This window comes from Pseudomonas sp. ERMR1:02 (assembly GCF_002277815.1).
Taxonomy (GTDB): Bacteria; Pseudomonadota; Gammaproteobacteria; order Pseudomonadales; family Pseudomonadaceae; genus Aquipseudomonas.
The window spans coordinates 73,016-85,574 of record NZ_NKJI01000013.1 but is presented as its reverse complement, the minus strand read 5'-3'; the positions used below and the strand labels follow the sequence as shown (position 1 = coordinate 85,574).

The window sequence follows — 12,559 nt, the reverse complement described above, 5'->3', positions numbered from 1 at the left end:
CGCCCCGCTGATGCCGCACAGCGCCCTCGGCTATACCAGCGGCTGGTGACCGGTCACGCAATGAATGCCGCCGCCACCGGCAGCGATGGCGTCGATGTTGAGCTGCACCACCTCACGATCGGGGTAAAGTTCAGACAGCAGATCAAAGGCTTTGCGATCTGCTGCCTTGTCACCGAATTCAGGCGCAACGATCGCCCCGTTGATCACGAAGTAGTTGATGTAGCCAGCGGCGAAGTCCTTGTTATCGCGGTTGAACTTGCTCTTGCGCGGGTTCAGAGGCGGCGACACGGTGTGCACTTCCAGCTTGCGGCCATCGGCATCCGTGGCGTTCTTGAGAATCTCCAGATGGGCACGGGTGACCTTGTTATCGTAGGACTCGGGGTCGTTGTCGAGGTTGGCGATGATCACCCCCGGCCTGACGAAACGGGCATAGAAATCGACGTGGGCGTCGGTGATGTCCTTGCCTTTGATGCCCGGCAGCCAGATGATTTTGCGCAGGCCCAGGCGGGCCTTGAGCTCTTGCTCGACCTCAGCCTTGCTCCAGTCCGGGTTGCGGTTGCGATTGATCCAGCTGCTTTCGGTCATGATCCCGGTGCCGTGACCATCCACTTCGATACCACCGCCCTCGCCCACCAACTCACTGCGCAGGTAACTCGCCTCTTCGCGGCGGGCAACCAAAGCCGCCACTTGCGCATCCTCGCTGTGCTGCTGTTTGTTGCCCCAGCCGTTGAAGTTGAAATCCACGGCGCCGAGTTCACCTTTGCCATCGACGACAAAATTGGCGCCGATATCACGCATCCAGATGTCGTCGAGTTCGCTGATGACATAGGTGATATTGGTCGTGCCGCAATGCTCTTCGGCCAGACCCCGCTCGCTCTCGCGACAGAATACGGTGAGCGGTTCATAGCCGGCGATGGTCCGTGCGATCCGGCCAAGGGCCGCCTGCACGTCTGGGGTGAAGTCTTCCCAAATGGCGTCCTGTGCGCCAAAGGCGATGAAGGCCTGTTCATGCTTGTCGCCTTCATCCGGCATGTACCAACGGCCTTCGCTGGCTGCCAGCACTAACGACGGGCTCAGGCCAAGGCCCATGAAAGCAGCTCCCATACCGGCAACAACCGATACCTGTTTGATGAATTCGCGACGCGTCGACATGTACTTGTTCCTGAAAATTAACAAAGCCCGGCCAACAACGCCGAACCTGTGGGAGCGAAGCTTGCTCGCGAAAGCGGCGGGTCAGTCAATGTGTATGTCGACTGACACACCGCTTTCGCGAGCAAGCTTCGCTCCTACAGGGTCAGTGTTTACTGGCCGGTGGCCGTCTTGAATTTGGTCCAGGTGCGCATGCGCGCGCGCATGTCGGCCTGGGGAATGTCCTTGCCCGGGATCAATCGAGCATAGGTGGCTTCATTGATGTAGATGTCCGGGTTGTCGCGCATCGATGCATCGACGCTCGGACGCGCCTTGGCATTCGACGTGGGGTAGCCGGTGAAGTTGCTGATGGCGGCCATGTTCTGTGGGCGCATGACGAAGTTGATGAACGCATAGGCGTACTCCGGATGTTTGGCGTCGACCGGGATCGCCATGGTGTCCATCCAGACCGTGGTGCCCTCCGTGGGAATGCGGTACTGGAACGTGGTTTTCTTGCCGGCGGAATCCGACGTGCGTTGCGCCTGGGTCATGTCGCCGCTGTAACCGAGGGACAGGCACAGATTGCCGTTCACCAGGTCGGTCACCGGTTGTGACTGAAACTTGCGAATGTACGGTCGCAGTCTGGCCAGCAATTCACTTGCCGCCTTCAGGTCTTCAGGCTTGGCGCTGCGTGGTTCGCGACCGAGATAGTTGAGCACCACTGCCAGCACTTCGTCCGGTGAGTCGATCATCGAAATGCCGCAATCGGCAAACCGCGCCGCCAGTTCCGGCTTGAACAACATATCCAGGCTGTTGACCGGGGCATCCGGCACGCGCTGCTTGATCTGCTCCTCGTTATAGGTCACGCCGATGGTGCCCCAGGTGTAGGGGACGGTGGCCTGGCTCGAATGCTCATATTGCCTGCGCAGCTTTTGCAGGCCGGGTTCGATGTCAGCCAGCTCGGTGAGTTTGGAGCGGTCCAGCGGCTGCAGGCTGCCGGCGCGCACCAGGCGCTCGGCCACGGTGTCGCCGGGGAAAATCAGGTCATAACCGCTGCCACCCGCCAGCATCTTGGCTTCCAGCGTCTCACTGCCATCCATGACGTCGTAGATCACCTTGATCCCGGTTTCGGCGGTGAACCGACTCAGGGTGTCCTCGGCAAAATAATCGGCCCAGTTGTACAGCCGCAGGGTCTTCTCTTCGGCGTGCAGCGCTGGCACCGCGCAGCTAATGGCCAATCCCAGGACGCCGGGCAACAGCTTGTTGAAAGTACGCATGTCAGACCCCTTTGGAATTCCAGCGTGCATTGATCTGGCGACCGTCCTGGCTCAACAGCGCTCCGTACATCTCCGGACGGCGGTCGCGGTAGATCCCCCAGCTCAGGCGTTCTTCGCGCATGGCGGCCAGATCGAGGCTATGCACCAGCACGCCAGTGCTGTCACGGTCGGCCTCGGCGAGCAATTTGCCCTTGTGGTTACAGATGAAAGACGAGCCGTAGAAGCTCATCTGCAAGGTCGGATCAAGGGTCGCCGCTTCCCGGCCGACGCGATTGGACGCTACCACCGGCAGGATGTTGGCCGCCGCGTGACCGCGCATGGTCATTTGCCAGTGGTCACGGGAATCCAGGGTTGCGCAGCCAGGTTCAGAGCCGATGGCGGTGGGAAACAACAGCACTTCGGCGCCCATCAAGGCCAGGCAACGGGCCGTCTCGGGGAACCACTGATCCCAGCAGATGCCCACGCCGATGCGCCCGAACGCCGTGTCCCAGACACGGAAACCGGTGTCGCCGGGGCTGAAGTATTCTTTCTCCTGATAACCGATGGCGTTGGGGATATGGGTTTTGCGATACACGCCCAACAAGCGTCCATCGGCATCGGCCACGCACAAGGAATTGAAATAGGCGTTACCGGCCTTCTCGAACCAGCTCAGCGGCAACACCACACCTAACTCCCTGGCCAGCGCGGCAAAGCGCTGGAGCACAGGGCTGTCGCGAAACTCCTCGGCCAGCGCCAGGTGCTGGTGACTTTGTTCGATACAGAAATACGGCGTGGCGAACAGCTCCTGCAACAGGATGACTTGGGCGCCTTTGGCCGCCGCCTCACGCACCAGTTGCTCGGCCTGATCGAGGTTGTGTTGCAGGTCCCAGGTGCAAGGCATCTGGGTGACAGCAATGGTCAACAAGGTCATGGCATCAACCCTCCACTGGCCAGGCCGGCTGTTGCTGGGTAATGCAATGCACCCCGCCACCGCCATGGGCCAGGTTGTTGATCCGCACCGGCACTACTTCGCGCCCCGGGAACGCCTGAGCCAATACTTTGGCCGCTGCCTGGTCGGCCGCAATGCCATAGGCCGGCATGATGATCGCGTCGTTGACGATGTAGAAGTTGGTGTAGGACGCGCAGAACACTTCGGCTTCAGGGTCCACGGCATCACTGGCTTCATACAGTTCCATCAGTTCGAACTTGCGACCCTTAGCGTCGGTTGCCAGCTCCAGGGCACGCCGGTTCTCCCGGGCTACTTCGGCATACACCGATTGCCGGTCGTGGGTGGCGTCCACCAGCAACACGCCGGGACGGGCGAATGCGCAGACGCCATCGACGTGGCCATCGGTCATATCGCCGGTGACATAGTCCGGATCGCCCGGCAGCCAGATGGTTTTATTCACGCCCAGCAGACGGGCAAAGATCTCCTCCATCTCGGCCTTGTTCATGCCGGGTTGCGATTGGGGTTGAGCAGGACCGACTCGGTGGTGATCAGCGTGCCTTCGCCATCGACATGAATCGCCCCGCCTTCATTGCTCAGGTGCGTGCCAAAACACGGCAGGCCCAAGTGATTGAGTGCGCGGCGCGCCAGGCCTTCATCCAGATCGTGGGCCGACTTGCCGCCCCAGGCATTGAAGCGCCAGCTCACCCCGGCCAGGCCTTGTTGCGGGTGGCAGACGAAACTCGGACCGGAATCGCGGCACCAGCTGTCGTTCACCGGCAACTCGATCAGTTCGATGTTGGCGCCGCACAACGCTTTGGCACTGGCCACGGCCGATGGGTCAACGACCATTTTCACCGGTTCGAAACGGGCAATGGCGTTGGCCACGCCAGCAAAATCTTCTTGTACCTGCGCCAATGTCACGCGCCAGCCCGACTCCCAGAGCGCCTGGTTGTGCGGCCAGACCATCCAGGTCGCGGCGTGACGGACCCATTCGGCGGGCATCATCCAACCGGTGTTTAGATTTTCATTGTGCGGCATGATAAAAAGCCCTTTCAGTTAAGCCATTGTGTTCAACAAAAACTGCCTTGTTGGTTATGGCATGCATGCTACGGCTGTAAAAAAGGGCAAACAAACGATGGATTTTGCAGAGAAGTGATTAGAGGAACTTATCAGCATGCTTAAACACTGGCCGCCGCTAAGCACCCTTCGCGGCTTTGAAGCAGCTGCTCGACTGGGCAGTTTCCACAAGGCTGCCGCCGAACTGCACCTCACCCAGTCGGCCATCAGTCAGCAGATCCGCAGCCTTGAGGCCTACCTTGAACAACCGCTGTTTTTTCGCAGCGGGCGCAGCGTCAGCCTGACCGATGCCGGCCACGACCTGCTAAGCACCACCCAGGCAATGCTGCAGCAACTGTCCGTGGGCATTCGTCGTCTCGGGCAGTACCAGAAACCCAATCAACTGGTGCTCAACACCACCCCGGCATTCGCCCGCCACTGGCTGCTGCCGCGCCTGGGGGATTTTCGTCGCCTGCATCCGCAGGTCGATCTGTGGATTTACAGCACCGATGAAGTCCCGGACATGGCCACTCAGACCATCGACATTGCCGTGCGCGATGACATCAGCTCCCAGGCTGAATGCAGTTTCAAAGTGCTGTACGCGGACCGCCTCTACCCCGCCTGTCACCCGGACCTGTTGACGCAGCCACAGCAACAGCGCACCACTCTGCACGGCGAACGGGAAATGGATTGGAGTCATTGGGCGGTGGAGGCTGGCATCGATGTCGGCCAGCAGGATCAGGGGCTGAACTTCTCCGACCCCGGCCTGCTGCTGGACGCCGCGTGCGCGGGACTCGGGATCGCCCTGATCAGCCAGCTGCTGAGTCGTCAGGCCCGCGCCAATGGCTTGCTGCAACCTTTGGTGGAACAGACGATCCGCGGCCCGAATTGGGCCTTGCTGACCCATCGAGACAGTGAGAACAACGCGCGAAGTTTCAGTGAGTGGCTGATAAAAAATCTGGAAGCCGCGTAGAAGCGAGTGCGACCCTACGCAAGGCCCAGAAAAATACACGTAACTGTAGGAGCCGGCTTGCTGGCGAAGACGACAGCCCAGTCAACCCTGCCGTGCCTGTTACGCCGCCTTCGCCAGCAAGCCGGCTCCTACAGTTTTGCGTTCGGATGTGATCAATGCCGGGACATCAGGCCATGCAAAACGCCAAACCTCAAACCCGGTTCCGAAGGCGTCATGTGGGTGATGCCGAAGACCTTGAACGCCGCCAGCATCAGCACCAGACCGCCCGGCAAGCTGCTCAGGCGATGGGCTTGCAGCCCCGTCAGCCGGAGCTTTTTGACATGCCCGACTTCAAGCAGGCGCAGCGACAAACGCAACAGGCCGCTGTAGGTAATGCCGCGTTGACCACGGTCATTCAGGCCGTTGGCATCGAGAATTTTGGCCAGCATGCGCGCAGTGCCGGAAGAGCCAATGGTCTGCTGCCAGCCCTGGGCGCGATAACGACGGGCAACCTTGTCGAACTCCAGCGTGGCAACGCGCTCGGCTTCGAGCAGCGCCTGGGCGGTGATGCCTCCGCCGGCAAAGTAGCGCGCACCAAAGGTGCCGCTGCCGATGGCAATACTCTCGGTGACAAGGGGCTGAGCGCCGCGCCCCAGAATCAACTCGGTTGAACCGCCGCCGATATCTACCACCAGCCGCATGCTTTCTGAACCCGCGATCGTATGGGCAACACCGGCGTAGACCAGATGGGCTTCTTCTTGCCCTGAGATGACGTCAATTCGAAATCCCAGGTGGCGTTCCGCGCTGGCCAGAAACAGTTGAGCATTGTCCGCTTCACGCACGGCACTGGTGGCTACCGCCCGCACTCGCCCGGCTTCGAAACCGCGCAATTTCTTGCCGAATCGCGCCAGTGCCTGCCATCCCCGATCCAGCGCCAATTCGTCCAGTGCCCCACCGTGAAACCCCTCCGCCAGACGCACGGGTTCGCGCAAGGTTTTCACTTCCTGGATCATGAACTGTCGGTTGCGTTTGACTGACTGGCCAATCATCAGGCGAAACGCGTTCGAGCCCAGGTCAATGGCCGCAAACAGAGAGGCGTCACCTTTCATCGTAGGGATTCCTGGCAATTTCATCAGTGCGCGGACGGAGTTCCGCGGGGCGCTTAAAGCGGTTTGCGACGATCCTGCCATGGGGTTGGTGACATCACGATGACAGCCAGATTAATTTCGCCATCATCTGTTCGTCACCACGTCGTCATACGCACAGGCCTAGCATTGACGCCTCCAACTTCATCGGGAGTTCTGACCATGCTGTTGACCAACGACACCCTGATGCAACGCATCCATCGCGAACTGCTCGATCACAGTGACGAAGAGCTCGAGCTAGAGCTGATGGAGGACGGGCACGACCTTGAAGCCCTGTTCGATGTACACCTCGATGACAGCAGTGAAAAGCAGGAAAGACGCCGCTACTTCAGCGAGCTGTTCCGCCTGCAAGGTGAACTGGTGAAGCTGCAGAGTTGGGTGGTGAAAACCGGGCACAAGGTGGTGATCCTGTTCGAAGGGCGCGACGCAGCGGGTAAAGGCGGGGTGATCAAACGCATCACTCAGCGGCTCAATCCACGGGTCTGCCGGGTGGCCGCCCTGCCCGCTCCCAATGACCGCGAACGCACCCAGTGGTACTTCCAGCGCTATGTATCGCACCTGCCGGCCGCGGGTGAAATCGTCCTGTTTGACCGTAGCTGGTACAACCGCGCCGGCGTCGAACAAGTCATGGGGTTCTGTAACGAGGACCAGTACGAAGAGTTCTTCCGCACCGTGCCGGAATTCGAGCGGATGCTCGCGCGCTCCGGCATCCAGTTGATCAAATATTGGTTCTCGATCTCGGACCAGGAACAGCACCTGCGTTTTCTCAGCCGCATCCATGACCCGCTCAAACAATGGAAACTCAGCCCCATGGACCTGGAGTCCCGCCGGCGCTGGGAGGCCTACACCAAGGCTAAGGAAATCATGCTTGAACGTACCCATATCGCCGAAGCGCCGTGGTGGGTCGTGCAGGCTGACGACAAGAAAAAGGCCCGACTCAACTGCATCCATCACCTGCTTGGGCAAATGCCCTACGAAGAAGTGGAGCTACCGGTGATCCAGCTGCCGGAGCGCGTGCGCCAGGAAGACTACTCGCGCAATCCGACGCCGCCGCAAATCATCGTGCCGCAGGTTTATTGATCTGTAGGAGCGAGCCTGCTCGCGATGGAGGCACAAGCACCGCGGGGTGCCAGACGGCCAGTGTTATCGTTGACGACCATCGCGAGCAAGCTCGCTCCTACAGAGTTTCTGCTTCAGGGGTCGACCTGCCCCATCAGTTCGGCCACTGACTCCTGGCGATTTGCGTAGCGCTGCGCCAGCACCGCACAGACCATCAGCTGAATCTGGTGGAACAGCATCAGCGGCAGGATCAACACGCCGATGGTGCTGCCGGCGAACAGCACCTGGGCCATCGGTACGCCGGTGGCCAGGCTTTTCTTCGAACCACAAAACAGGATGGTAATGCGATCTTGCTGATTGAAGCCAAAGGCTTTGCCCAGCACGGTGGCGGCCACCAGCACCAAGCCTAGTACCACGCAGCAGGCCACCACCAGCCCCGCCAGATCACGTAGCGGAATCTGATGCCAGATGCCCTCGTTCACCGCTTCGCTGAACGCGCCGTAGACCACCAGCAGAATCGAGCCCTGATCAACGAACTTCAGCCAGCTCTTGTTGCGCCCCACCCAGGCGCCGATCCAGCGCCGGGCGATTTGCCCGGCAATGAAGGGCAGCAACAACTGCACGCTGATTTTCACGATGGCATCAACGGTCGAACCGCCATCGCCGTGGACATTCAACAGCATGGTGACCAGCAACGGCGTGAGGAAAATCCCGAACAGACTGGACGCCGCCGCACTGCAAATCGCTGCCGGAATGTTGCCTCGTGCCAGAGAAGTAAAGGCAATCGCCGACTGCACCGTGGCGGGCAGTGCGCAGAGGTAGAGCATGCCCATGTACAGGTCAGCGCCGATCATCGGCGACAGCACCGGCTTGAGCGCCAGACCGAGCAGCGGGAACAGCACGAAGGTCAGGCCGAACACCAGCAAATGCAGGCGCCAGTGACCGGCGCCGGCGATGATCGACTCGCGCGACAGCTTGGCGCCGTGCAGGAAAAACAGCAGGGCAATGGCGATGTTGGTCAGCCAGCCGAAGCCCACCGCCACCTGCCCGCTGGCGGGCAACAAACTGGCGATAAGCACCACGCCGATCAGGGCCAGGGTGAAGTTGTCAGGCAAGAAACGTGGGCGAGTCATGGAGGTTATCCGGGTTAGCCAGGAACGTGACCCTGACTCTAGCGCGCCTGCAAGTTACCGGCTAACGCTAGTAAGCCAGTAGATATCGCCTAACGGACAAACCACACATCAATCTGTAGGAGCGAGCCTGCTCGCGATGGACGTCAACGATAACGCGGGGTACCAGACAGCCCGTGTCGTCCATGCGTGCATCGCGAGCAGGCTCGCTCCTACAGGGTTCAGCCTCCACTTCATCGCCTTGCGGGCAGAAACTCATTCAAGGCTCTTGCGCAACCGATATTATGGTATACCATCATACGCACAGACACTTCTTACCCCTGATACGGAGCAGCTCATGAGTTTCGAAATCCGCAAGATCGTCAGCTATGTCGAACAAACCTTCATCGAAGGCGGCAAGGCCACCGATAAACCCGTGACCATGGTCGGGCTGGCGGTGGTGATGAAAAACCCTTGGGTAGGCAACGGCTTTGTCGAAGACCTGAAACCGCAAATCCGCGAGAACTGCTCTGACCTCGGCGCACTGATGGTTGAACGCCTGGTGGGCATCATCGGCGGCGCCGAAAAATCGAGGCTTATGGCAAGGCTGCCGTGGTCGGCGCCGATGGCGAAATCGAACACGCCTCCGCTGTGATCCACACCCTGCGCTTCGGCAACCACTACCGCGAAGCGGTCAAGGCCAAGAGCTACCTGAGTTTCACCAACAAGCGCGGCGGCCCGGGTACCTCGATTCAGATTCCGATGATGCACAAGGACGACGAAGGCCTGCGTTCGCACTACATCACCCTGGAAATGAAGATCGAAGACGCACCCCGTGCCGACGAAATCGTGGTGGTCCTGGGTTGCGCCGATGGCGGCCGCCTGCACCCACGCATCGGCAATCGTTACATCGACCTGGAAGAGCTGGCGGCCGAAAAAGCCCAGTAAGACCGGTTCGGGCAACTACAACAAAAAGGTAATGCAGGAGCGCTCCATGATTCGGCTCACCGCTGAAAGCACCCCGGCTGGAACCAGTTACCTGGCGACCGGCCAAGGCCAGCCCGTGGTCTTGATCCACGGCGTGGGCCTGAATAAAGAAATGTGGGGCGGCCAGATCGTTGGTCTGGCCACGAAGTACCGCGTGATTGCCTATGACATGCTCGGTCATGGCGCCAGCCCGCGCCCGGAAAGCGGCACTCCCCTGCTCGGTTACGCCGATCAGTTGCTGGAGTTGCTCGATCATCTGCAATTGCCCAAGGCGGCAGTGATCGGTTTTTCCATGGGCGGGCTGGTGGCGCGGGCATTCGCCCTGCACTACCCGCAACGCTTGCAGAGTCTGGTGGTGCTCAACAGCGTGTTCAATCGCACCGCTGAACAGCGCGCCGGCGTTATCGCCCGCACCAGTCAGGCCGCCGAACACGGCCCGGATGCCAACGCCGAAGCGGCGCTGTCGCGCTGGTTCAGCCGCGAGTACCAGGCGGCCAATCCGGCACAGATCGCCGCGCTGCGCCAGACGCTTGCGCAAAACGATCCGCAGGGTTACCTGACTACTTATGAGCTGTTCGCCACCCAGGACATGTACCGCGCCGATGACCTGGCCAATATCCGGGTGCCGACGCTGGTCGCCACCGGCGAACTGGACCCGGGGTCGACCCCGGACATGGCCGAGCAATTGGCCAAATGCATTCCCGGCGCGACGGTTGCCGTACTCGCCGAGCAGCGGCATATGATGCCCGTAGAATCGCCGCGCCTGGTCAACCAGCTGTTGCTGGAGTTTCTCGACACTGCGCACTCCCGACAAAACCATACAAAGGGGATCGTTGCATGACACTCGCACGCTTCCAGATGTGCATCGGCGGCGAATGGGTCGATGCCCTCTCGGGCAAAACCTTCGAAAGCCTGAACCCGGCCCTGGCCCAAGCCTGGGCTGAACTGCCCGATGCCGATGAAGCCGACGTCGAGCGCGCCGTACAGGCTGCGCAGACTGCATTCGACAGCCCGGCCTGGCGCGGGCTGACCGCCACCGCTCGCGGCAAACTGCTGCGGCGCCTGGGCGATCTGATCGCCGAAAACAAGGAACAACTGGCGCAGCTGGAAAGCCGCGACAACGGCAAGCTGATCCGCGAGACCCGCGGTCAGGTCGGGTATCTGCCGGAGTTTTTCCACTACACCGCGGGCCTGGCGGACAAGCTCGAAGGCGGCACCTTACCGTTGGACAAGCCGGACCTGTTTGCCTACACCGTGCATGAAGCCATGGGCGTGGTTGCGGCGATCATTCCGTGGAACAGCCCGCTGTACCTGACCGCGATCAAACTGGCCCCCGCGCTGGCGGCAGGCAATACCATCGTGATCAAGCCTTCCGAGCACGCTTCGGCGACCATTCTCGAACTGGCGCGCCTGGCACTCGAAGCCGGTATTCCTCCGGGCGTGGTCAACGTCGTCACCGGTTACGGTCCAAGCACCGGCGCCGCCCTGACCCGCCATCCGCTGGTGCGCAAAATCGCCTTCACCGGCGGTGCGGCCACTGCGCGGCATGTGGTGCGCAGCAGCGCCGAGAACTTCGCCAAGCTGTCGCTGGAACTGGGCGGCAAATCCCCGAACATCATTTTCGCCGATGCCGACCTCGACAGTGCGATCAACGGCGCCATCGCCGGAATCTATGCCGCCTCCGGGCAGAGCTGCGTGTCCGGCTCGCGTCTGTTGGTGCAGGACGAAATCTACGACGAATTCGTCGGGCGCCTGGTGGAACGCGCCCAGCGCATCCGCATCGGCAACCCGCAGGAAGACAGCAGCGAAATGGGCCCGATGGCCACCGCGCAGCAACTGGCGGTGGTCGAAGGTCTGGTCGCCGACGCCATTGCTGAAGGCGCGCGCCTGCGTCTGGGTGGCAAGCGTCCGCAGAATCTGGGAGACGGCTGGTTCTACGAACCGACGCTGTTCGAGTGCGACCGCAACTCGATGAAGATCATGCAGGAAGAAGTGTTCGGCCCGGTGGCCTCGGTCATCCGTTTCAAGGACGAAGCCGAAGCACTGGCCATCGCCAACGACTCGCAGTTCGGCCTCGCCGCCGGTATCTGGACCCGCGACCTGGGCCGCGCCCATCGCCTGGCCCGGGACGTGCGCTCGGGGATCATCTGGGTCAACACCTACCGCGCCGTTTCGGCCATGGCGCCCATCGGTGGCTTCAAGAACAGTGGCTATGGACGCGAAAGCGGCATCGATTCGGTGCTGGCCTACACCGAGCTGAAAACGGTGTGGATCAACCTCTCCCAGGCGCCAATGCCTGATCCATTTGTGATGCGCTAGGAGTCCTGCGAAATGATCGAACCCGGCATTTACAAAGACGTCATGAGCTCGTTCCCGTCCGGCGTCACGGTGGTCACCACCCTGGACCCGGAAGGCGGCATCGTCGGCATCACCGCCAGCGCTTTCAGTGCACTGTCGATTGATCCGGCACTGGTGCTGTTCTGCCCCAACTATGGCTCCGACACCTACCCGGTGTTGCGCGACAGCAAGCAGTTCGCAATCCACCTGCTGTCCGCCGACCAGACGGCCGAAGCCTATGCTTTCGCCGGCAAGGGCAAGGACAAAGCCAAGGGCATCGACTGGCACCTGAGCGAGTTGGGCAACCCGATTCTGGCCAAGGCCACGGCAATCATCGAGTGTGAACTATGGCGCGAATACGATGGCGGGGATCACGCCATCATCGTCGGTGCGGTGAAGAACCTGATCCTGCCCGCACAACCAGTGACGCCGATGATCTATCACAAAGGCAAGCTGGGCCCCTGCCCACCCTGGCCTGACAGATTCACACAGCCCTCCCCTGTAGGAGCGAGCATGCTCGCGATGGACTAGAGAGCGCCGCGTTCATCCAGAAGGCCCGCGTTATTGTTACCCACCATCGC

The 12,559-nt window shown here is 60.9% G+C and carries 10 protein-coding genes and 2 pseudogenes; 6 read left to right on the top strand and 6 right to left on the bottom strand.

The features are described from left to right. Positions 1-30: 30 nt before the first annotated feature. The 4 genes and pseudogenes from CES87_RS21620 to CES87_RS21605 all read right to left on the bottom strand — a co-directional run bounded on the left by CES87_RS21620 (position 31) and on the right by CES87_RS21605 (position 4,371). The gene (locus CES87_RS21620) at positions 31-1,152 is read right to left on the bottom strand and encodes an agmatine/peptidylarginine deiminase (protein ID WP_128607706.1); all 1,122 of its coding nucleotides are present in this window, start codon (positions 1,150-1,152) and stop codon (positions 31-33) included. A 149-nt stretch (positions 1,153-1,301) separates the two neighbouring features. After that, positions 1,302-2,405 (bottom strand): extracellular solute-binding protein, encoded by a 1,104-nt coding sequence (locus CES87_RS21615; protein WP_128607705.1) that lies wholly within the window; start codon positions 2,403-2,405, stop codon positions 1,302-1,304. Between the two features lies 1 nt (position 2,406). Further along, a complete protein-coding gene (gene aguB, locus CES87_RS21610; RefSeq protein ID WP_128607704.1) occupies positions 2,407-3,315 on the bottom strand; it encodes an N-carbamoylputrescine amidase in 909 nt (302 codons plus the stop codon). A 4-nt stretch (positions 3,316-3,319) separates the two neighbouring features. Then, positions 3,320-4,371, bottom strand: a pseudogene (locus tag CES87_RS21605) (agmatine/peptidylarginine deiminase). A 136-nt stretch (positions 4,372-4,507) separates the two neighbouring features. On the opposite strand from CES87_RS21605, the gene CES87_RS21600 reads away from it, so the two are divergent. Further along, a complete protein-coding gene (locus tag CES87_RS21600; protein ID WP_128607703.1) occupies positions 4,508-5,362 on the top strand; it encodes a LysR substrate-binding domain-containing protein in 855 nt (284 codons plus the stop codon). Between the two features lie 152 nt (positions 5,363-5,514). Here CES87_RS21600 and CES87_RS21595 read toward each other — a convergent pair whose 3' ends face one another. Then, positions 5,515-6,450 carry a Ppx/GppA family phosphatase gene (locus CES87_RS21595; RefSeq protein ID WP_128607702.1) on the bottom strand — a complete coding sequence of 312 codons (936 nt, stop codon included), beginning with the start codon at positions 6,448-6,450 and terminating at the stop codon, positions 5,515-5,517. Between the two features lie 198 nt (positions 6,451-6,648). Between CES87_RS21595 and ppk2 the strand changes: the two genes are divergently transcribed. Then, positions 6,649-7,566: a polyphosphate kinase 2 gene (ppk2, locus tag CES87_RS21590; RefSeq protein ID WP_128607701.1), complete on the top strand. Its 918-nt coding sequence runs from the start codon at positions 6,649-6,651 to the stop codon at positions 7,564-7,566. 113 nt (positions 7,567-7,679) lie between these two features. On the opposite strand, the gene CES87_RS21585 is transcribed toward ppk2, so the two are convergent. Continuing rightward, positions 7,680-8,678, bottom strand: coding sequence for a bile acid:sodium symporter family protein (locus tag CES87_RS21585; RefSeq protein ID WP_128607700.1), 999 nt, complete (start codon positions 8,676-8,678; stop codon positions 7,680-7,682). A gap of 334 nt (positions 8,679-9,012) precedes the next feature. Here CES87_RS21585 and CES87_RS21580 point away from each other — a divergent pair. The 4 genes and pseudogenes from CES87_RS21580 (at position 9,013) to CES87_RS21565 (ending at position 12,509) form a co-directional block, all read left to right on the top strand. Next, a pseudogene (locus CES87_RS21580) lies at positions 9,013-9,602 on the top strand (amino acid synthesis family protein). A gap of 46 nt (positions 9,603-9,648) precedes the next feature. Continuing rightward, positions 9,649-10,482, top strand: a complete 834-nt coding sequence (locus CES87_RS21575) for an alpha/beta fold hydrolase (protein WP_128607699.1) — start codon at positions 9,649-9,651, stop codon at positions 10,480-10,482. Then, the gene (locus tag CES87_RS21570) at positions 10,479-11,960 is read left to right on the top strand and encodes an aldehyde dehydrogenase (protein WP_128607698.1); all 1,482 of its coding nucleotides are present in this window, start codon (positions 10,479-10,481) and stop codon (positions 11,958-11,960) included. Before CES87_RS21575 ends, CES87_RS21570 begins: the two co-directional genes overlap by 4 nt. A 12-nt stretch (positions 11,961-11,972) precedes the next feature. After that, a complete protein-coding gene (locus CES87_RS21565) occupies positions 11,973-12,509 on the top strand; it encodes a flavin reductase family protein (protein ID WP_256591022.1) in 537 nt (178 codons plus the stop codon). The last annotated feature ends 50 nt before the right edge of the window (positions 12,510-12,559 follow it).